The organism is Halococcus qingdaonensis (assembly GCF_024508235.1).
In the GTDB taxonomy this organism is placed as follows: Archaea; Halobacteriota; Halobacteria; order Halobacteriales; family Halococcaceae; genus Halococcus; species Halococcus qingdaonensis.
Genome location: NZ_CP101943.1, coordinates 952,532 through 972,512 on the forward strand (window position 1 = coordinate 952,532; position 19,981 = coordinate 972,512).

Here is a 19,981-nt window from a genome sequence, read left to right on the forward strand (position 1 = left end):
CCGACGAACGGTTCACCGCCGGGACGAACCACGGGCATGGACAGTCTCAATCGGATGGCGCTCGAACTCGTCGAGGAGGCGATCGACTTCACGGACGAGCTCGGCATCGAGGTGCGGGAGCTCGACAACGAGGCCACATTGCTCGATTTCGGCCATCACGTGCCGGGCGGCATCGAGGCGGGCCTGCTGCTCGCCGAGATCCAGACCGCCGGGCTCGCGACCGTTCAGACGCGAATGGACACGGTCGCCGGTGCGCCGCTCCCCCACGTAGAGCTCACGACCGACCGCCCATCGCTCGCGCTGCTTTGCTCGCAGACGGCCGACTGGGAGCTCAGTGGCCACGAATTCGAGGGGCTCGGCAGCGGTCCGGCGCGGGCGCTGGCCGCCGAAGCGGAGATCTTTACCCGAGTGGGCTACGCCGACGAGTTCGACTTCGGCGTGCTCGCCGTCGAGTCCGGAGAGCCGCCCACCCCGGCGATCGCCGCCGACATCGCCGAGCGGGCAGGCATCGAACCGAGCTCGCTTTTCCTGGCGACGGTGCCGACCGCGAGCCTCGCGGGTAGTCTCACCGTCGCCGCGCGGGCGGCCGAACTCGCGACCGTGCGGCTGACCGATCTGGGCTACGATCCGCTCGACGTTCGATCAGTGAGCGCGAGCGCGCCGCTCGCCCCGGTGAGCGAGAGCGAGGCGAGCGCGATGGGACAGACGAACGACGCGCTCGCCTACGGCGGCCAGGTTCATCTGACGGTCGCCGAGGAGTTCGACCGATTCGACGAGCTGCCGTCGACCGCGGCCGACGAGTACGGAACACCCTTCGAGTCGATCTTCGCAAGCGTCGACTGGTCGGTCGCCGACCTGCCCGCCGAACTCTTCGCGCCGGCTCAGCTCACCGTCGACGTCGTGGGCGGGTCGACGCACGTCCTCGGCGAGACGAACGACGAACTGCTCGCCGACTCGTTCGACCTGTGAAGCTCAAAGTCGCGCCCGAACCCAGTGGGATGGCGTTCCTGAGCGATGCACAGGAGGCGCTTCCGCTGGTTCCCGGCAGCGAGAGCGACTGCTGTGCGCGCCTGCTCGACCGGACGGAGCTCACCGCGCGCGACGACGCCCGCGAGTGGATCACGTTCCTCCGGGCGCTCGGTCTCGCCGAGGAGACGAGTTCGGGCTATCGGCGACTGCGGCGCGATCCCGGTCGCGAAGAGCTCGCAACGGCGTTTCGCGAGGGGGTCTTCGGTGTCGAAGCACTGCTCGACGCACTCGACGACGAACCGCTCGACGAGGACGAACTGTTCGACCGATTTCGATCGCACGTGCCGAACTGGGAACGCCATCGACGGCCCGACTGGGAAGAGCACTGGCGTGGGCGGGTCCGGCGGTTGCTCGGCTGGGCAGTCGTGTTCGATCTCGCCGAGCGGGTCGGCGACGAACATCGTGCCGTCTGATTTTTGCTTCCGTAGCCCCTGGGTTCGGTAATGACAGCATCGGTCGACACTGTGTTGTTCGACATCGACGACACGCTCTGTGAGTACCGCCGTTCGGGCGACGAACTGCTCGCGCTCGCGTTCGAGGCGTGCGAGGTGGAGCCGTTCTTCACCGTCGAGGACTACTATGCCCGCTATGCGACGTTCGCCGACCGCACGGACACGATCACCGAGCTCCGCGAGGAGTGCTTCGCCGCCATCGCCGCCGACAACGACTACGACCCGGCGCTCGGATACGACCTCGCCGACGCCTACACCGACGAGCGCGACCACCACAACGTCCGCGCGCTCCCCGGCGCGCGCGAGGCGGTCGCGACCCTCTCGAACGATCACCGAGTCGGCGTCGTCACGAACGGCCCACCGGAGATGCAGTCGGACAAACTCGCCGCGCTCGGCCTCGACGACGCCTTCGAGACGGTGGTCCACGCGGGCTACGACGCGCCCGCCAAACCCGATCCCGAACCGTTCCATCGGGCGCTCTCCGCGCTCGACGGCGAACCGGAATCGGCCGTCCACATCGGTAACTCGCTGTCTTCTGACGTCGCCGGCGCGCAGGCGGCCGGTCTCCAAAGCGTCTGGCTCGACGACGGCTCGACGCCCGATCCGGTGCCCGACCACACGCTCGCCTCGATGGAAGAGCTCGCGAACCCGCCGTGGCGAAGCTAAGGGTAGCAGAGAAGCATTATATTTGTCTGTGTTCTCCTCAGCGGCTGCCAGAAACGACTTGCAAGATACAGAGCACGTATTCAGCATCAGGGGTATTTAGATACCTTTGTGCGAACTGGCAGTAAGTTTCATGTGTGTCTATGACACATCGCAAATATGGTCGAGGCAGGTAATGCTGACAGTAGTGCTCCCCCGTATGTCTCCGATTTCGTCTATTTGGATATGGATGAAGTAAAATCCATCTCGGCGCGAATGGGAGGCGGATTTATCAAAGAGATGGTGGAAGGGGACGAGGAGGTGAACGAGGTCTCGAAAAGCGTGACTGCACGACTCATGGCGTCTGTGTTCGGAATCGGAAAGGCAGGAATCGAAGGTAACGTCTTAGAAACAAGTGGTGATGCCTCGTACGAAGAGTCGGTTAAGGGCCTTCATCACTACCATTTTACCCTATTGCAAAACCGACTTGAAGATGCTGAAGGAAAATGGTTTCACGACTTGGGCGATATCCGACCGAGCACCAGTATGTCCGGAGATGGATTTCGCGAAGGAACCCGGTCAGATGGACCGTGGGATGATATTTCGGAGGGCCACATCATCCGGGTGGACGGTAATTTAGAGGTTTCAGATATGTCTACGAGCCTTGACCTTCTCTTGGGGATTTTGTCAGTAATGTCTGATTCTGAAAAATTGGAGGCACTGGGTCTCAACTCGGTAGATATGGATGAGACGTTCGATGAAGACTCCCCGTTGGCAGACATGGACGATGATGAACGGAAAGAAAGGATGCTCGACTTTTTCGATACTTTTTCAGCTTTTATACCAGCGGAATATGAAGAGATGATATTCGCTGAATTGTTTCCGATCCAAAATAATAGAGAGCAATCGATACGGCTAACGATAGACGAGAGCAAATTGGAAGACACGCCGATTGAATTGATGACGAACTACGAAAGTAACCGAATTCCGAACTGCACACTCGTCGGGCGGGTGAAGACAATCACTCGAAACAAGTCAATAGAACTAAAAGATGGTTTGAATAATATTGGGATGATGCATCATCTGACGGACGAACTTGCGACAGAGATGGGACTCAAAGTCTCTTATCCATCTATTTCTGTGAAACCAATCGCAATATATCGGTAGTCTCAACAAGAATATCTTGAAAACCACTGTGTACACCTGTTGCGTTTCGACTATTTAAAACCGGCGTGAGCCGGTAGTGACGGCCTGATGTCTGTGACCTCTAAGTCGGCAGATAGGCCGTCACCGGATGCAACGGACGCCAACAACTTCAACTCTGCCGAAACTGTCGCCGATGAGTTGTACTCGCTGCTCGCCGCAGGCGACAGCGAGTCCATTGCTCAGGAGTTCGATATCGGCATCCACACCGACAAACACGACTTCGACAACCACCTCAAAGTAGCCATTCGTGAAGGACTTGATCCATCTAGTTCGCTCGCCGAACTCGCCGATAAGACCGCTGTTGATGACTCTCTTGACAAAATGCCCGAGTCACGGTTCTCCGAACTCACGAACGACCGCGACTACCGCGCGGTCGTTCGCATGCTGTTCGCGTTGCTCCACACGCCACAGCTGTATCATCAGCGTGCTGTCCAGCGAAAACGCCTGAAGTGGCTTACACGAGGGGTAATTGCTGTCGACGCGACGAATCTCGAACTCACCCGCTCAGTTGTCGTCTCCGACGAATTTGTCGGAGACGACGAGCACGTCTATGAAATCGACACAGACGGCGGTGGACTCGAACTTCATTGCGCCGCACGCGTAGACGGTGAACACAAGCATCCGCTTGGAACAACCGTGACAGAGGGTGAAACCCACGAAAGTCCCCAGTTCAACCATCTCAGCGATGACGTCGAGGTCTTCGCAGACCTCGACTCGGTTATTTGGGTCTTTGACCGCGGATACACGCGCTATCGTCGCTTTTGTGAGATCAAGTACAGCGACGATGACTTCGTCACCCTACTCCAGTCAAACGCCCGTCTCGACGTTCTGGACACGCTCCAGAACGTCGAGGTCACTAATGAGGACGGAACGAGACAGATTCGTGACGAGCAAATTGAACTGGCCGAGACCGGTGAACAGTTTCGTCGTGTCGTTTTGGAAACGCCGGATGGAGAAGAGCTTCAGTACCTGACGACGCTGGCGTCGTCAGCGTACGATCCCATCGACGTGATCAGTATCTACACCCTCCGGACAATGATCGAGATTCTGTTTCGTGAATTCAAACAATATCTGAACGTTGAGAATTTCCACTCGAAATCACTGAACGGCGTGTTGTTTGAGTTGTTCTGTGCGTTGATTGGATACGTGCTTGTGGAGTGGCTGCGCCAACGCCACCCGGTCAAGGGTGGCGTGGCGCGTGCGATCCAGAAAGTCCGGACGCACTGGAACGAGACGCTGACTTCGTTCGGCTAATCTCATCACACGAGGCCAGCGACAGCCGTCGGCGGCCAGCGACGGCTGTCGCCAAAATCGCGGTTTTCTTCGCCTTTTAGGCTTGAGACGACGCATTTCTCGATTCTGCTTCCATTTTCTCGCATCAGGCTGAACTTGCGCAGCCCACACACCCCGGTCTGGTGCCTCTCACAAAGGTCTCGCTCGCCGTGGCTTTATCAACTCAGAACGCAACAGGTGTACACCGACGATGTTCATTGAAAAGGATGTGGTTGCTGAATACATCCTCTGTATGCAGCATGCCATTTTTAATAGCTCGAAGGTTTGTGACGCTGGAACGATAACGGCCCCGCCAATTTCTGTAGCTACTTTGAGGAGACGTTCGTGACGGTACCCACACCTTTCGAGCGGCCCTCACGGAAGACGAACCGCTGGCCCTCCTCGACGAGATAGGGCCGGAACTTGAATCGCACTCGCGTGTGTCCGGTGTCGCCCGGCAGGAGCTGACCACCCTCCGGGTGGAAGGCGGCGGCCTCGCTCACCGTTTCGAGGTGGACGACCGGCTCGTAGCCGTCGTCGATCCTGGTGGGGTGGTTGAGCACCATCACGTCGGCCTCGAACTCCCGGACTGCTGTGGGGTCCGCATCGCGCGGCAGGAGGACCATCCCGCGTTCGAGATCCGCCTCCCGGACACCCTTTAACGCGATCCCCACGATCCGGCCGGCCTTCGCGCGGTCGACGCGGTGGTAGTGCATCTCGATCGAGCGCGCTTCGACCTCGTGGAAGGTGCCGTCGCGGAACGGACCGAGGAGGAGTTCGTCGCCCGCTTCGACGGTTCCTGACCGAATCGTGCCGGAGGCGACCGCGCCGACGCCGGTCACTTTGTAGCTGCGATCGATGTACATCGAGAACTCGCCCTTCTCGGTGCCGGTCTTCGGCAGTCGCTCGAACAGTTCGTCAAGCGCGTCGAGCCCGTCCATCGTGACCGCGCTCGTGCGCAGAATGGGGACGACGGTGTCGCCGATCTCCTCGATGGCCGCGTCGACGCCGTGGCGATCGACGCGCAGTGGAGTCTTGCCCACGTCCCTGAGGAGGCGCTCGACCTCGCGCTCGACCTCGATGGCACGCTCTTCGTCGACCATGTCGGTTTTCGTGATGGCGACCACCGTCGGCAGCTCCGTCGCGAGCAACACGCCGAGATGTTCGCGCGTCGTCTTCGTCGGGCCGTCGTCGGCGGCCACGGTGAGGAGTCCGTAGTCGAGCTTCTGGCCGACCAACCCTCGAATCGTCGTCCGCAACCACGGCTCGTGGCCGACGGTGTCGACGAACGAGACCAGCTTGTCCGCCTCCTCGACGACCTCGGCGCGGTCGGCCTTTCGGTTCGGGTTCCGCGTGTGGACCGGTTCGCCGCCGTCGAAGCCGTAGACGGCGTACGAGAGATCCGCCGAGAGCCCGCGCTCGATCTCGTGGGGCTGGACGTCGAGGAAGCTCCGCGTGTCGCCGTTGCCGTCGTCCGGTTGGCCCGTGACGAGCGAGCCAACCAGGGTGCTCTTGCCGTGATCGACGTGGCCGGCGGTGCCGACGACGATGTGGCCGTCGTCTTCCAACATTGCGCCCTCGGCGATGGTGGCGACGCCGACGAGCCCGTCGTCGATCCCCCACGTGTCGACCGCCTCGATGTGTGCGTTGGCCTCCTCGGCGAGCAGTGAGAGCACGTCCATCGACTCGGAGAACACGTCGGGCGAGATGCCTGCGAGTCCGCCGTCGTCGGTGACGCCGACGACGTAGGTGGCCTCGCCGTCGCCCGAGAGCACCCGGTGGCGCAGTTGTGCCGCGAGGCTCTCCAGCTTGCCGTCGGCGAGATGGAGGTCTTCGGTGAGCCGTTCTTTGAACTCGACGCTACCGCCCTCGCGCTCGCCCGCCGCGAGCGCCCGGTCGAGGACGGCCCGGTCAGCGACCATGTCGAACAGTAGCGTGTCGAGCGCAAAAACCTTCCTGCCGCGGCATACAGCCTCGTTACAACGGACATCTCCGTCGTGTGCGAGACGACCAGTCCACGATCGTTCACTCGGAGAGTCGCTCGTAGGCCTCGTTGACGCGCTTGAACCGACGTTCGGAGCCGTCCTCGGTGTCCGGATGGGTCTCCTTCACCTTCTCGCGATAGGCCCGCTTGATCGCCGACTCGTCGGCATCGGGGTCGAGTCCCAGTGTCCGGTAGGCGTCGCGCATCGACTGGCCGGTCGATCGTCGTGTGGCACGGCGCTGTCGTGTATCCCCGAACCGACCACCGCCACCGCCTCGCGGACCGGTCCAGTCCTCGCGCGGGCCCGCACCGAACCCGCCGCGCTCGGTCGTCGTTCGCCGTCCGGCGCGGGCGTTGCGTCGGGCGCGCTCACGGAGTCGTCCGCTCGCGTGATACCAGAGCGCGTAGGTCGTCGCACCGAAGGGGAGCGCGACGACGAGTGCCACCGGACTGTAGGCGAAGCCGAGCACGGCGAGCACGACTGTCAGCCCGGCGAACACCGACATGAGCGCGAGCACGAGCTGCGACCGGGGCACGGCGGTCATTGGGTGTCGAGCGGCCTAAACCCCTCGCCACAGCTTGAAGTTCCTGCACGGCGAACGGCCGCCATGAGCGTCTCCGAACTGTGTCAGATCTGCGAGAGCCGTCCGGCCGATCACACCTGCGAGCGCTGCGGCCGAACGGTTTGTTCACAGCACTACGACGACTCGCACAGCCTCTGTCTGGACTGTTCGGACGGCTCCGGTTCCGATTCCGACGAACCGACGGATCCCGGTCGGGAGGATACGGGCGAGAACGTCCGGTTTTAACTCATCGATACTCGTTCAGCCGTCGTTTCAGTCGCTTCGCCGCTTCACCGGCCGCCCCGGCGAACGACTCGCCCTCGCCGGCGAAGATAATGCCCCGTGAGGAGTTGACGAGCCCGACGCCGCTCGCGAGCCCATGTTCGATGGCGGCCTCCGCGTCGCCGCCCTGTGCACCCACTCCGGGTACGAGAAACGGGAGATCAGGAGCGCGCTCGCGCACCCGCTCCAACTCCTCGGGAACCGTGGCCCCGACGACGAGTCCGACGTTGCCGCGCTTGTTCCACTCGCCGGCGCGATCGGCGACGCGCTCGTAGACCGTCTCACCCGATTCGAGTTCGGCGTCCTGGAGATCCGCTCCTCCGGGGTTCGAGGTACGACAGAGGACGAACACGCCCTTCTCCTCCCGCGAGAGGAACGGTTCGAGCGCGTCGCGGCCGAGATAGGGGTTGATGGTGATGGCATCTGCCGTGTCGAGGAGGCTCGCGTACTGGCGCGCGGTGTTGCCGATGTCGGCACGTTTGGCGTCGAGCAGCACAGGGACGTCCTTGCCGTGGGCGTAGGCGATGGTCTCTTCGAGCGCGCGCCAGCCGTCCGCATCCTCGTAGAAGGCGGCGTTCGGCTTGTAGCAGGCGGCGTGGTCGTGAGTGGCGTCGATGATGCGCCGGTTGAACGCCCAGCGCGGCAGGTCGTGCCCGTGGAGGTGATCGGGCAGTCGATCGGGGTCGGGATCGAGACCAACTGAGAGCACGCTGTCGGCGGTGGCGATACGGTCGGCGAGGCGCTCGAAGAACATGCCCCAGCCTGTCGACGGTCGCAAAAGGGCGTTCGGGTTCGTCTCGCCACACTCATATCGGAGGAATGGTTATCGCTACCATGCCCGTCTCGGCGATCGCCTTCGATCTCGACTACACTCTCGCGGTGCCCGAACGCGACCGCCAGACACTGCTCGACGAGGCGACTGCAGCAGTCGGCGCACCTCACCTCTCGCGCGAGACCTATCTCGACGCCCATCGTCGAAACCTCACGAGCGAGACGCGCGAAGCCATCTTCGCGGAGCTACTCGACGACGACGGCCCATCGCCCGCGGCGCTCGCCGACGCCTACCGCGAGGCCATCGGCGACGCGCTCGTGCCGGTCGACGGTGTCGAGACGCTCGTCGCCGATCTCCAGGAGAGCTATCGAGTGGGGTTGCTCACCGACGGCCCGGTACGCGCCCAGCGATCGAAACTCGACGCGCTCGGCTGGACGGAGCTGTTCGACGTGGTCGTCGTGACCGGTTCGCTCGACGCTGGCAAACCCGACGAGCGTGCGTTCCGGACCGTCACCGACGAGCTATCGACGCGCGCTGACGAGACGGTCTACGTCGGCGATCACGCGGACATCGACATCGTGGGTGCACACGACGCCGGGCTCCGGACCGTGCAGATCACCGACGACGAGCCGGTCGCGGAGGCCGATGCGGCGCTCGAACGGGATGCGCTCGCGGCACAGCTCCCGGGGACCGTCGACTCCCTCTAATCGCCAGCCCGTCAATCGCCGAGTTCCGCGAGCGCGCGGTCGGCGGCCTCGCTCACGTCGATGTCCCGCCGTCTGGCGTAGAGCACCGCGGCGGCCTCGATGGTGACCGCGAGGGTTTGCTGGAGTTCGTTGATCTCGGCGACCGCTTCGCGCTTGTCGATGCCGTCGGCGACGAGCGCGTCGAGGACCTGCTCGAACGCCGAGCGCCGGCGCAGCAGCTCTTCGTCGGGGACGAACCCCTCTGGGATCGTCGTGTCCGCGGGATCGAACGTGGGAACGAGCGCCTCGTCGGTGCGTTCGAGCAGCCCCTCGCCGACGGCGATGTCGGCCAGCCGGGTCGCCTGCTCGGGCGAGAACCAGTCACGATCGAGCGAGAGCGCGACGACGAACTCGCTTTCGGCCAGTTCGTCCTCACCACGACCCTTGAACGGTGCGGCGACGGCGCTGCGAAGGCTCACGACGGATGAGCGGGCGGCGGCGTGCTAAATCCGTCGATGGGCTATCGAGCGATTCAAGTGTGCGCTCACCCGCTTTCGGATATGAAAGACCAGGGACGCGCACTCAAAAAGCGGACCGGCGGACGACGGCGACGAACGACGAAGAAGCGCAAACACCAGCTCGGCCGCGAGCCGACCGAGACCCGCGTCGGCGACACGGTGCTGAAGACCGTCGACACGCGCGGCAACACGCGGACCGTCCGTGCGATCTCGATCGACCACGCAAGCGTCGCGGTCGACGACGAGACGCGAAGTGCGGACATCGAGGGCGTCGCCGAAAATCCCGCGAACCCGAACTACGTCCGCCGGAACATCATCACCAAGGGCGCGCTCATCGAGACCAGCGAGGGCACCGCGAGAGTGACCTCCCGACCCGGCCAGGACGGCCAGGTCAACGCCGTTCTCGAAGAGTAGCGGCCACAGAACGCCAACGAAACGTTTCTGCGGTCGGTTCAGAAACTGTCGATGACCGGGATCCCCATCGTCTCGAAATCGTCCATCGCCGCTAATTTTTCCGAGACGTCGTCGAGCGGGACGGTCTCGGAGACCACCGCGCTCGGGTCGAGTGTGCCGTCGGCGACCATCCGGAAGATCTCGTCGTAGTTGGTTGGGGCCATCCCGAGCGAGCCGATGAACTCGATCTCGCCCATCACCATCGCGTCCGTCGGCAGCGAGACCATCCCGCGTTCGTCCTGCGTCGAGAGGCCCACCTGGACGTGCTGGCCGCGAGTGCCGAGGCTCAGCACGGAGTTCCGACAGGTGGTTTCGATACCGAGTGCGTCCATCGAGACCGCCGCGCCGCCGTCCGCGATGGCCTTCACCTCGCTGGCCGGATTCTCGACGTCGCTCGCGTTGACCGTCGCGCTCGCGCCGAGTTCTTTCGCCTTTTCGAGTTTTTCGTCCTGTAAGTCGACCGCAATGACGTTGCCGCCGAGCGCGCTGGCGATGTGTACAGCGGAAAGTCCGACGCCGCCACAGCCGTGGACCGCCACCCAGTCGCCACCACCGACGTCGGCGCGGTGGGCGAGCGCGTGAAACGAGGTCATGAACCGGCAGCCGAGCCCGGCCATGTCGACCGACGAGACGCCGTCCGGTAGCGGAACGGCGTTGTGATCGGCCGCCGGGACGTGGAGCTGTTCGGCGAACGCACCGGGCACCGATTCGACGAAGCCGAGCGGGCGGATGTTCTCGCAGGTGTTGCCGTGGCCGGTGCGACACTGTTTGCAGGTCCCGTCGCCGAGGTTGAACGGCACCGTGACCTGCTGGCCCTCTTCCAGGTTCTCGACGTCGTCGCCGACCGCGACGACCGTGCCTGCCGGCTCGTGGCCGAGGATCTGGCCCTCCTGGGGCTGGATACCGAGCCAGTCCCAGTCACCCTGCCAACCGTGCCAGTCGCTCCGGCAGATGCCACAGGCCTCCATTTCGATCACCGCACCCGTCGGCTCCGGATCGGGCGCGTCCACGTCCTGGATGTCGAGCGGTTCGCCGTGTTCTTCGAGGACTGCTGCTCGCATAGCTCGTATGCTATCGATGCCCATCGTAATAGGTGTACCGTGTGAACACACTGCTTGCTTTTGAACCGCCCGCCCACCACTTTCCGTCGTTCACGGATGGCAGGAAGATATTTTTCGCTGGAAACCCACGACTACGCATGGCGTTCCAGCTATCGGGAGAACACGAGGCCATCCGATCGGCCGTCCGCGAGTTCGCCGAGGAGGAGATCGTGCCCGTCGCGCGCGAGCACGACGAGTCGGGTGACTATCCGGAAGAACTCAGACGAGAGGCCGCGAAGTACGACTTCGTCGCGCCAAACATCCCCGAGGCCTACGGGGGTGCGGGGATGGACGCGCTCGCGGGATCGATCGTGACCGAGGAGCTCTGGCGCGCCGACCCGGGCATCGGCAGCGCGGTCGGTTCGGCGGGCTTCGGCAGCGACATGCTCATCGAGTATGGCGACGAGTGGATGAAGGAAGAATGGCTGCCGGAGATCGCCGCTGGCGAAGCGGTCTCGGCGAGCGCCATCTCCGAACCCGCCCACGGCTCGAACGTCGCGGGCATCGAGACCCGCGCGGAGCAGGACGGCGACGACTACGTCATCAACGGGAACAAGACCTGGATCACCAACGGCTCGGTCGCGGACGTCGCCATCGTGATGACCAAGACCGACCCCGGCGCTGGCCATCAGGGGATCACGGCCTTTCTCGTGCCGACCGACACGGATGGGTTCTCGGCGGAGAAGATCGACAACAAGCTCGGGATCCGGGCATCCGACCTCGCGGAACTGCGCTTCGACGACGTCAGAGTCCCGGAAGAGAACGTCGTCGGCGAGGTGAACGAGGGGTTCTACCAGCTGATGGAGTTCTTCGCGTCGGGGCGAACGAGCGTCGCCGCCCAGGCCGTGGGGGCCGCACAGGGCGCGCTCGACGCCGCTCGTGAGTACGCGACCGAGCGCGAGCAGTTCGACCAGCCCATTGCCGAGTTCCAGGCCATCCGGCACAAGCTCGCCGAGATGGCGACCGACGTGGATGCCGCGCGGTCGCTCGCCTACCGGGCCGCGAGCGCGGTCGAGAGCGACGCCGACGACGCGGTACGGCTGGCGAGCATGGCGAAACTGTTCGCCAGCGAGCACGCCGTCGACGTGGCCGACGAGGCGATCCAGGTGTTCGGTGGTGCGGGTTACGTCACCGACCATCCCGCCGAGCGCTACTACCGCGACGCGCGCATCACGAAGATCTACGAGGGCACGAGCGAGATCCAGAAGAACATCATCGCCGACCGGTTGCTATGAACCACGAGGAGTGGGCCGCCGAACAGGAGAGTACGACCGTCACCGTCGACGGGCACGAACTCTCGGTGGCCTACCGCGACGATGGTGGCGGGGCTGATGGGGGCGACCCGCCGGTGGTCTTCCTGCACGGGATCCCGACGTGGTCGTTCCTCTGGCGCGATATCGTCCCGCCGATCGCCGAGGATCGCCGAACCATCGCGCCCGACCTGCTCGGCTACGGCAACTCGGCGATGACGGACGACTTCGATCGATCCATTCGGGCACAGGAGGCGATGCTCGACGACCTCTTCGCGCAGTTGGGCATCGAGCGCGTCACGCTCGTGAGCCACGACATCGGCGGCGGGGTCGCGCTGCGCTACGCCGCCCATAACCCCGATAGGGTGGCGGAACTCGTCTGCTCGAACGCGGTCTGTTACGACTCGTGGCCCGTCGAATTCATCACCGATTTCGGACTGCCCGAGACGACCGAGACACCCATCGGCGAGTTGGAGGAGCAGGTGAGTTCGGCGTTTCGGGACGGTGCCTACGGCGACCCAGATGATGAGTTCGTCGAGGGGTTGACCGCACCGTGGCTCACGGAGGAGGGTCGGACCTCGCTCGCACGCTGTGCGGTGGCAACCAACACGAACCACACGACCGAGATCGATTACGGGGCGATCGAGGCCGACGTGTACTGTCTGTGGGGCTCCGAGGATTCCTTCCAGCCGATCGAGTACGGCGAGCGCCTCGCCGAGGAGACCGGCGGCGAGCTGATCGCGCTCGACGAGGCCTACCACTGGGTGATGGCCGACCGCACCGATCGGTATATCGAGGAGCTTAGGAGCCTCCTCGCAGAGGGGTGAGCCATGAGTGACACACCGGAATGGGAGTTCACCGAGCGCGATGTGGTAATCCTGCGCGAGCTCGCGGGCGATCCGCAGGTCTCCTCGCGCCAGCTCACCGAGATCCTCGACGAGAAGTACGACATCGACGTCTCGCACGTCACGGTCAGCGAGTCGATCCGACGGATGCGCGAGGAGGGCGTCTTCCGCGAGGCGATCATCCCGAACGAGGACTTTTTCATCTTCGGCCTGTTCGAGTTCAAGTTCAACGCCGAACACTTCGCCGACGAGTGGCGCGCGGCGATGGAGTACATCCGCGATTCGCCGAACACGCTGTTCTATTTCCTCTCCGATGGCGAATACCAGTGGAAGACGGTGATGATGTTCCCGACGCGCGAGGCCGAATCGCGCTGGATCCACGAGTTCTACAAGGAACACGGCAGCGTGGTCTCGAACATCCGCAACTCCGTCGTGACGAACGTGCTCAAGTTCGGCACCGATCCCGAACTGCTCGAAAGCCTGAACAACGGGCCGCGTACGCGGGAATAGCCGAAATCAGCCGATGATCGTCACCGGGATCGAGACCTTGCGCGCGACCTCCTCGGCGACGCTGCCGAGCAGGAGGCGTCTGGTGCCCGAGCGGCCGTGGCTCCCGATGACGATCTGGTCGATCTCGTTGTCGTCGGCGTACTGGACGATGACGTCGCTCGGCACGCCACTTTCGGCAGCCGTCGTGAGCTCGACACCGTACTCGTCGGCCACCATTCGGGCCTTGGACTGGATCTCGTCGCTCTCCTCGCGCGCTTCCTGCTTCCAGTGCTCGCCGAGGGTGTTGCCCGGTGCGCCGTAGCCCCACTCGGCGGGGTCGACGGCGTGGATGGCTGTGAGCTCGTCCCTGGCGTGCTCGTCGAGGGCGTATTCGAGCGCCTCGTGTGCCTGTTCCGAGTCGTCGAACGGAACCAGAACCCGCTTGCCCATACTGACCCTACCACGAGGCGACAAAAGAAGCTACCGTCGATCGTCAGCGCACCAGCGAGAGTAGCTCACAGGAGAGCACGGTCTCGCCGTTCTGATCGAGTACCGCCACGCCGTATCTGATGGTCCCGTTCGCCCGTGGATGGTCGCGCTCCGCCTTTTCGAGCACCTCGGTCTCGACGTGGATCGTGTCGCCGATATAGGTCGGTGCGGCGAACCGAAGCGTATCGACCCCGTAGAACGCGATGACGTCGTCGCGCTGCTCGGGCGTCCGGGACTGCCAGAGCAGGCCCGTCATCGCCGAGAAGACGAACGCGCCGTGGACGATCCGCTCGCCATACTCCGTACTCGCCATCCGCTCCGCATCGGTATGGTGATGGTTGAAATCGCCGCTCACGCCTGCGAAATTCGTCACGTCGGCTTCGGTCACCGTCCGCCGGGCGGTCGTGGCCGTCTCGCCCTCGGCGATCGATTCGAAGGTAGTCATCGTCCCTCCCGGAAGAGCCGGTAGCTCGTGCGCCCGACCGCGACGTCCTTCTCCTCGCCGTTCGGCGCGATGCTCGATACGGTTGCATCCGTCACGCCCATCGATCCACCCGCGCGGACGACCTCGGCCTCGACGGTCAGATCGTCGGTCGCAGGGCGGAGATAGGAGACGTTCAGATCCGTGGTCGTGAGCGCCGCGCCCTGGGGGTCCTCGAACGTCGACCGAAGCGCGAACCCGCTCGCGGTGTCGACGAGCGTGGCCGCCACGCCACCGTGGACGTTCGCCTCGCCGCCGGGCACGAGATTGGTGAACTTCTCGTCGTAGGGCACGCGGAGCACGACGCGGCCGTGCTCGATCGTCTCGATCTCGATGCCGAGCCAGGAGAAGAAGCCGTGCTCGCCGACGATGGCTTCGAGCTGGCTCCGCTCGGCCGGCGAGAGGTCGCTCATCGACCCCCGGAGACCGGCTCGCCGTCCTCGTACTCGTAGAACCCGCGCCCGTTCTCCTGTCCCGTGTTCCCGTTCTCGACCAGCTCGACGAGATAGTCGGCCGGCTCGAAGCGCTCCTCGCCGGTCGCCTCGTGGAGCGATTCGAGTTTGTCCAGGATCGTGTCGAGACCCGCCCGGTCGGCGCGCCGGCACGGCCCCTCGGAGAAGCCAGCACCGAGTCGCATGCCGGTGTCGATGGCGTCGGGGGTCGCCACGTCCATCCCGACGAGCTTCGCGGCCTCGTTGACCATTCGGGCCTCCACCCGGAGAGTGTCGAACCCCTCGCCGTCGCCCGCTTCGTAGTCCGCACCGTCACCATTCTCGTAGTCGTAGTAGCCCTTTCCCGTCTTGCGGCCCAGCTCCTCGGCTGCGACCCGCTCCTCGATCATCGGCGGGTTGGTGATGCCGGCCTCCTCACGGACCGAGTAGCCGATGTCGATCCCCGTCAGATCGGCGAGCTCGAACGGCCCCATCGGGTAGCCACGCTGGTGGACCATCGCGGCGTCGGCCTCCCGGATGCTGGCCTCGTCGTTGGAGACCATCCAGGCGGGTTCGACCATGAACGGTCCGAGAACGCTGTTCACGACGAACCCCTGGACGTCCTTGCGGACGTAGATCGGCGTCTTGCCGAGCGATTCGACGAAATCGTGGGCTGTCTCGGCGGTCGCGTCGGACGTTTGCTCGCCGTAGATCACCTCGACGAGATCCATCTTGACCGGCGGGTTGAAGTAGTGGGTGCCGACCACCTGTGCCGCCCTGTCGGTGGCGCTCGCGATCTCGGTGATCGACAGCGAGGAGGTGTTCGAGGCGAGGATCGCCCCGTCGGGCGCGAGCTCGTCAAGTTCGGCGTAGATCTCCTTTTTGAGCGCCATCCGTTCGGGGGCGGCCTCGACCACCAGATCGGCGTCGCTAACCGCTTCGGCGAGATCGGTCGTCGTGTCGATGCGCGCGAGCACGTCATCTGGATCGTCGATCGCCCCGTTCTCGGCGAGTTTGCCGACGCTCCACTCGATGTTCTCGTAACCCGACTCGATCAAGTCAGCCTCGATGTCGCGCATCGTCATGTCGTAGCCGCCGAGCGCGACGACCTCGGTGATGCCGTGACCCATGTTGCCCGCGCCGAGCACCGCCACCCGTTCGATGTCCGTCATGGTCGTTCGAGCGATCGGCAGCGGCTTAACTCCCCCGTCGCCAGCGAACCGCTCATAGCGGCTCCTCCCCCTCGATGATGCGCACCGCGCGATCGGCGAGTTCGGGCACGCCAGTCTCCATCTTCGGGTAGAGCGGGTCGTCGGCGTTGCCCTCCAGATAGCGCCGGAAGAACATCTCGCCGAGGCCGGCGAGCTTGTAGACCGCGAGCGCGCGATAGAACCGGTCGTTCTCGTACTCGATCCCCGTCCGTTGCTCGTAGCGCTCGACCAGTTCCTGCCGACTGGGATAGCCCTCACTGGTCATGAACGTCGCGGTGAGCGAGTCGGTCGCCGCCGGGGGTTCGGGATCGCCCTCGTCCCACCAGTACGACAGCAGCCAGCCGAGATCGACGAGCGGATTTCCAAGTGTGCTCAGCTCCCAGTCGAACACCGCGACGATCTCGGGTGGCGTTCCCGGCCCGAACATCACGTTGTCGAGTTTGTAGTCGCCCTGGACGAGCGTGTGCGTCGGCGCGTCGGGCACGTTCTCGGTCAGCCACTCCATCACGTCGTAGAGCGCGGGCACCTCGCGCTCCTCGCTTGTCACGTCGAATGCCCAGGTCAACTGTTCCGACCAGCGGCTCACCTGCCGCTCGGTGAACCCCTCTGGATGGCCGAACTCGCCGAGGCCCGCGTCCTCGTAGTCGACCGCGTGGATCTCGGCGAGCCCGTCGACGAGTTCCTCGCCGATCCGCTGTCGGTGATCGGGCGTGGCGAAACGCTCGGGCTCGCCCTCGCGCAGCACGTCGCCCGCGACGCGCTCCATCACGTAGAAATCACAGCCCAAGACTGAATGATCCTCACAGGCCAACACGGTGGGCGGCACTCTGACGTCCGTCTCCTGAAGCGCGTCCATCACACGGTACTCCCGTAGTACGTCGTGGGCGGTGTCGGCGACCTCGCCAGGTGGCGGTCGACGGACCACGAGGTCGCGATCACCCCACTCGACGAACAGCGTCTCGTTCGAGTGGCCCTCCTGATGGTGGCGAACGTCGAACGCCTCAACTGCCCCGAGTTCGCGCTCGAAGTAGTCGGCGAGCGACTCCCGATCGACGATGCGCGCGAAATACTCGTCGCTCATCGGCTCCCCCGGTTCGGCCACGGTGGTGATCTCATTACCATTGGTAGATCGGTTGTGCGTCCGGGTACGAATATCTACTGGACACATCATTCTATATTGATACCTTTGCGGAGGATTCACGGTGCTTGTGGCTTCACGTAGTCGATAGCTTCGTTCGCCGAGAACCAGTCACATCCATATACAGTATGCGAATTCGTCAGTATCCGGCCTATCGTTTTACAATGTAGTGCCGAGAAGGGGTCGTATGGACTACGACGACTCGGCGACCGCCCAGGAACTGCGCGATCGAGCCCGCGAATTCATGGACGAAGTCGTGCTGCCGAAGGAGCGCGCCAACGCCGCCGGCAGCGTCTCCCAGGGGACGATCGACGAACTACGCGAGCAGGCCCGCGAGTACGACGTCTACGCACCCCAGATTCCCGAAGAACACGGCGGCATGGGAATCGCGCTCCGGGACGTACTGCCGCTGTTCGAGGAAGCGGGTCGAAGCCTGCTCGGCGCGCCCGCGATGCGCGTCGACGCGCCCGACGAGGGGAACATGCACACGCTCGAACTCGTCGGCACCGAGGCACAGAAAGAGGAGTGGCTCGACCCGCTGGTGGCCGGCGAGGTTCGTTCGGGCTTCGCGATGACCGAACCCGCTCCTGGAGGCGGATCAGACCCGAAGATGCTCCGTACCACCGCGGAAAAGAAAGGGGACGAATGGGTCATCGACGGCCACAAATGGTGGACCACCCAGGGCAGCGCGGCCGACGTGCTCCTGGTGATGGCCCGGACCGACGAGGAGGCTCACCCCTACGCCGGCTGCTCGATCATTCTCGTGCCGACCGACGCGGCGGGCGTCGAGATCGTCCGCGACATTCCCCATCTCGGCCAGGATCTCGTGCCCGAGAGCCACGCCGAGATCCGCTTCGACGGGGTGCGCGTGCCCGAGGAGAACCTCCTCGGCGAGGAAAACGAGGGGTTCACCGTCGCCCAGCAGCGCCTCGGGCCCGCACGACTGACCCACTGCATGCGCTTTTCCGGAATGGCCGATCGCGCGCTCGACGTGGCAAAGGCCTACATGAGCGAGCGCGAAGCGTTCGGCTCGTCGCTCGCCGACAAACAGGCCCAGCGGTTCGCGATCGCCGAGGCAGAAACCCGGCTGCACGCCGCGCGGACGATGGTCAGGGACGCCGCGGCGAAACTCGACGCCGGCGAGGAGGCCAGAGTCGAGGTCTCGATGAGCAAGGTCTTCGCCGCCAACGTCGCCCAGGAGACGATCGATCTCGCCATCCAGTGCTGTGGCGGGGCCGGCATCAGTCGCGATCTGCCGCTCGCCGACTTCTACGACGCGGTACGTGCCTTCCGTATCGTCGACGGAGCCGACGAGGTCCACAAGCGAACGATCGCGCGTGCGGCCTTCGACGACACTGATCCGACGGAGATCGAGGCGGTCCCCCGCTTCGACGGCTGATCGCCCGGTCCGGGCAGGGCCGGGCACAACCTTTTGCACCGGCCTGCCCTCGACGGTCCATGGACCACGGAATCGTTCACACGGACGACGTGCGCGTCACCGACCTCTCCGACGTCGAGGAGCTCCCGCCGGATCTCGACATCCGCTCGATCGACGACGCGCTCGGCACCGACGAGACGAACGTCAAGCTCTGGTATTTCGACCCCGGTGAGGAGATCCAGTACCACGCTCACTCCGAACAGGAGGAGCTCTACTACGTCGTCGAGGGCGAGTTCTCGGTCAAACTCGGCCGCTCTGGCGAGGAGGAAATCCACGAGGTCGGCCCGGGCACGTTCTACGCCGCCGGCCCCGAGATCGGTCACGGCCACCGCTACATGGGCGACGACCAGGGGATCGTTCTCGCCATCGGCGCGCCGGCCGTCGAGGATCCGGGGCTCGACCCGCACGACCTCGACTGAGCGCCATCGCCCCGACACCCACTTTCGGTCGTCCTACTCGGAGACAACGGTGGCGTCGGGGGCGTTCTTCATCACGCTTCGCATCCCTTTGAGCGCGTTCTGCTTGCTCGTATAGCCCTCACCGCTCGTGGCGATGATGTTCCCGTTCCGGTGGACGAGCCGCCAGCGCCACTCGCTCGCTCTGTCCTGAAAGACCTCGAAACGACCGAGGCTGTGGGCGGGTTCGGCCGTGGATTTGCCATCACTCTCTACAGGCTCGCTCTCGGCGGCTGCCGAAACGTCCTCGCCCTCCTCGTCGCGCTCGTCCCATTCGAGTTCCAGTTCCAAACTCCGTCTCTCGGAGTCGCGTTCGACCTCGATCTCGAACAGCGGCTGCTCCGGTGGTTCGATCCGCACTGACCGCTCGCCGTCTTCGAGCGTCACCGGCCCATCGTTTTCGAGCGCCGTCGCCAGCGATCTGAGTACGTCGGCGATATCGGCGCGACTCCGCTGACGCTCGCTTTCGAACAGTGTTTCGTCGGCCATACAGTCGTTCCGGACGGCGTGAGGATAAAAAGAAGGTGTCCGATCAGGCCGCGGCGTACGAACGATCGAGATGTTCGACGATGCGGTCGGACTCGCTCATCGTGATGCCGCGCTCGTCGTCGACGAGCACCGGGACGTCGCGCTGGCCGGAGACGCGCTTCACCTCGTCGCGTTTGGAGTGCAGCGCCTCGACCCAGATGCTGTCGAAGTCGATATTCAGATCGTCGAGACGGTCGACGACGGCTTCGCAGTGCGGGCAGCCTTCGAGACGGTAGAGCGTGATGGCCATGTCCACCGTCCGGCGGC

25 protein-coding genes are annotated in these 19,981 nt (G+C 64.2%); 13 read left to right on the forward strand and 12 right to left on the reverse strand.

Annotated elements, in window-relative coordinates; all coding sequences use genetic code 11:
• Positions 1–36: 36 nt before the first annotated feature.
• The 5 genes from mch (at position 37) to NO363_RS05060 (ending at position 4,583) form a co-directional block, all read left to right on the forward strand.
• Positions 37–969, forward strand: coding sequence for a methenyltetrahydromethanopterin cyclohydrolase (mch, locus tag NO363_RS05040; protein WP_256687329.1), 933 nt, complete (start codon positions 37–39; stop codon positions 967–969).
• Positions 966–1,442 (forward strand): double winged helix-containing putative transcriptional regulator, encoded by a 477-nt coding sequence (locus NO363_RS05045; protein WP_256687331.1) that lies wholly within the window; start codon positions 966–968, stop codon positions 1,440–1,442. The genes mch and NO363_RS05045 overlap by 4 nt, the downstream gene beginning before the upstream one ends.
• A 30-nt stretch (positions 1,443–1,472) precedes the next feature.
• The gene (locus NO363_RS05050; RefSeq protein ID WP_256687333.1) at positions 1,473–2,147 is read left to right on the forward strand and encodes an HAD family hydrolase; all 675 of its coding nucleotides are present in this window, start codon (positions 1,473–1,475) and stop codon (positions 2,145–2,147) included.
• A 156-nt stretch (positions 2,148–2,303) separates the two neighbouring features.
• The gene (locus tag NO363_RS05055; RefSeq protein ID WP_256687335.1) at positions 2,304–3,290 is read left to right on the forward strand and encodes a DUF6414 family protein; all 987 of its coding nucleotides are present in this window, start codon (positions 2,304–2,306) and stop codon (positions 3,288–3,290) included.
• 87 nt (positions 3,291–3,377) lie between these two features.
• The gene (locus NO363_RS05060) at positions 3,378–4,583 is read left to right on the forward strand and encodes an IS4-like element ISHth3 family transposase (protein WP_256687336.1); all 1,206 of its coding nucleotides are present in this window, start codon (positions 3,378–3,380) and stop codon (positions 4,581–4,583) included.
• A gap of 344 nt (positions 4,584–4,927) precedes the next feature.
• Here the strand turns inward: NO363_RS05060 and NO363_RS05065 are convergent, their stop codons facing one another.
• Positions 4,928–6,523: a GTPBP1 family GTP-binding protein gene (locus tag NO363_RS05065; protein ID WP_256687337.1), complete on the reverse strand. Its 1,596-nt coding sequence runs from the start codon at positions 6,521–6,523 to the stop codon at positions 4,928–4,930.
• A 103-nt stretch (positions 6,524–6,626) separates the two neighbouring features.
• A complete protein-coding gene (locus tag NO363_RS05070) occupies positions 6,627–7,130 on the reverse strand; it encodes a J domain-containing protein (protein ID WP_256687339.1) in 504 nt (167 codons plus the stop codon).
• Positions 7,131–7,193: 63 nt separating this feature from the next.
• Here NO363_RS05070 and NO363_RS05075 point away from each other — a divergent pair, with 63 nt between their 5' ends.
• The gene (locus tag NO363_RS05075) at positions 7,194–7,394 is read left to right on the forward strand and encodes a hypothetical protein (protein WP_256687340.1); all 201 of its coding nucleotides are present in this window, start codon (positions 7,194–7,196) and stop codon (positions 7,392–7,394) included.
• Between the two features lies 1 nt (position 7,395).
• Here the strand turns inward: NO363_RS05075 and pyrF are convergent, their stop codons facing one another.
• Entirely contained in the window at positions 7,396–8,184 is a 789-nt protein-coding gene (gene pyrF / locus NO363_RS05080; protein WP_256687341.1) for an orotidine-5'-phosphate decarboxylase, read from the reverse strand.
• Positions 8,185–8,264: 80 nt separating this feature from the next.
• Here pyrF and NO363_RS05085 point away from each other — a divergent pair, with 80 nt between their 5' ends.
• Positions 8,265–8,909 (forward strand): HAD family hydrolase, encoded by a 645-nt coding sequence (locus tag NO363_RS05085; RefSeq protein WP_256687343.1) that lies wholly within the window; start codon positions 8,265–8,267, stop codon positions 8,907–8,909.
• 11 nt (positions 8,910–8,920) lie between these two features.
• Here the strand turns inward: NO363_RS05085 and NO363_RS05090 are convergent, their stop codons facing one another.
• Positions 8,921–9,367, reverse strand: coding sequence for a DUF2240 family protein (locus NO363_RS05090; protein ID WP_256687345.1), 447 nt, complete (start codon positions 9,365–9,367; stop codon positions 8,921–8,923).
• Positions 9,368–9,448: 81 nt separating this feature from the next.
• Between NO363_RS05090 and NO363_RS05095 the strand changes: the two genes are divergently transcribed.
• Complete coding sequence (locus tag NO363_RS05095) at positions 9,449–9,820, forward strand: 30S ribosomal protein S8e (RefSeq protein ID WP_256687346.1); 372 nt, start codon at positions 9,449–9,451, stop codon at positions 9,818–9,820.
• Positions 9,821–9,858: 38 nt separating this feature from the next.
• On the opposite strand, the gene NO363_RS05100 is transcribed toward NO363_RS05095, so the two are convergent.
• Positions 9,859–10,920 carry a zinc-dependent alcohol dehydrogenase family protein gene (locus NO363_RS05100; protein ID WP_256687348.1) on the reverse strand — a complete coding sequence of 354 codons (1,062 nt, stop codon included), beginning with the start codon at positions 10,918–10,920 and terminating at the stop codon, positions 9,859–9,861.
• Positions 10,921–11,057: 137 nt separating this feature from the next.
• Between NO363_RS05100 and NO363_RS05105 the strand changes: the two genes are divergently transcribed.
• From NO363_RS05105 to NO363_RS05115, 3 genes are read left to right on the forward strand one after another with little or no spacing between them, the layout of a single operon-like run.
• On the forward strand, positions 11,058–12,194 hold the full coding sequence (locus NO363_RS05105; protein WP_256687349.1) for an acyl-CoA dehydrogenase family protein: 1,137 nt from the start codon (positions 11,058–11,060) through the stop codon (positions 12,192–12,194).
• Positions 12,191–13,036, forward strand: a complete 846-nt coding sequence (locus NO363_RS05110) for an alpha/beta fold hydrolase (protein ID WP_256687351.1) — start codon at positions 12,191–12,193, stop codon at positions 13,034–13,036. The genes NO363_RS05105 and NO363_RS05110 overlap by 4 nt, the downstream gene beginning before the upstream one ends.
• 3 nt (positions 13,037–13,039) lie before the next feature.
• Positions 13,040–13,564 carry a winged helix-turn-helix domain-containing protein gene (locus tag NO363_RS05115; RefSeq protein WP_256687353.1) on the forward strand — a complete coding sequence of 175 codons (525 nt, stop codon included), beginning with the start codon at positions 13,040–13,042 and terminating at the stop codon, positions 13,562–13,564.
• Positions 13,565–13,570: 6 nt separating this feature from the next.
• Here NO363_RS05115 and NO363_RS05120 read toward each other — a convergent pair whose 3' ends face one another.
• Genes NO363_RS05120 through NO363_RS05140 form a run of 5 tightly spaced genes read right to left on the reverse strand, consistent with a single transcriptional unit; the run spans position 13,571 to position 17,236 of the window.
• Positions 13,571–13,993, reverse strand: a complete 423-nt coding sequence (locus tag NO363_RS05120; RefSeq protein ID WP_256687354.1) for a universal stress protein — start codon at positions 13,991–13,993, stop codon at positions 13,571–13,573.
• A gap of 43 nt (positions 13,994–14,036) precedes the next feature.
• The gene (locus NO363_RS05125) at positions 14,037–14,477 is read right to left on the reverse strand and encodes a MaoC/PaaZ C-terminal domain-containing protein (protein ID WP_256687355.1); all 441 of its coding nucleotides are present in this window, start codon (positions 14,475–14,477) and stop codon (positions 14,037–14,039) included.
• Positions 14,474–14,926: a PaaI family thioesterase gene (locus tag NO363_RS05130; RefSeq protein ID WP_256687357.1), complete on the reverse strand. Its 453-nt coding sequence runs from the start codon at positions 14,924–14,926 to the stop codon at positions 14,474–14,476. The genes NO363_RS05125 and NO363_RS05130 overlap by 4 nt, the downstream gene beginning before the upstream one ends.
• Positions 14,923–16,116 (reverse strand): 3-hydroxyacyl-CoA dehydrogenase, encoded by a 1,194-nt coding sequence (locus NO363_RS05135; RefSeq protein WP_256687359.1) that lies wholly within the window; start codon positions 16,114–16,116, stop codon positions 14,923–14,925. Before NO363_RS05135 ends, NO363_RS05130 begins: the two co-directional genes overlap by 4 nt.
• A gap of 52 nt (positions 16,117–16,168) precedes the next feature.
• Entirely contained in the window at positions 16,169–17,236 is a 1,068-nt protein-coding gene (locus NO363_RS05140) for a phosphotransferase family protein (RefSeq protein ID WP_256687360.1), read from the reverse strand.
• Positions 17,237–17,480: 244 nt separating this feature from the next.
• Between NO363_RS05140 and NO363_RS05145 the strand changes: the two genes are divergently transcribed.
• Both NO363_RS05145 and NO363_RS05150 read left to right on the forward strand, forming a co-directional pair.
• The gene (locus tag NO363_RS05145) at positions 17,481–18,692 is read left to right on the forward strand and encodes an acyl-CoA dehydrogenase family protein (RefSeq protein WP_256687362.1); all 1,212 of its coding nucleotides are present in this window, start codon (positions 17,481–17,483) and stop codon (positions 18,690–18,692) included.
• A gap of 59 nt (positions 18,693–18,751) precedes the next feature.
• Positions 18,752–19,150: a cupin domain-containing protein gene (locus NO363_RS05150; protein WP_256687363.1), complete on the forward strand. Its 399-nt coding sequence runs from the start codon at positions 18,752–18,754 to the stop codon at positions 19,148–19,150.
• A gap of 33 nt (positions 19,151–19,183) precedes the next feature.
• On the opposite strand, the gene NO363_RS05155 is transcribed toward NO363_RS05150, so the two are convergent.
• Positions 19,184–19,675 carry an HVO_2922 family protein gene (locus tag NO363_RS05155; RefSeq protein WP_256687364.1) on the reverse strand — a complete coding sequence of 164 codons (492 nt, stop codon included), beginning with the start codon at positions 19,673–19,675 and terminating at the stop codon, positions 19,184–19,186.
• Positions 19,676–19,718: 43 nt separating this feature from the next.
• A complete protein-coding gene (locus NO363_RS05160; protein ID WP_256687365.1) occupies positions 19,719–19,964 on the reverse strand; it encodes a glutaredoxin family protein in 246 nt (81 codons plus the stop codon).
• Between the last annotated feature and the right edge of the window lie 17 nt (positions 19,965–19,981).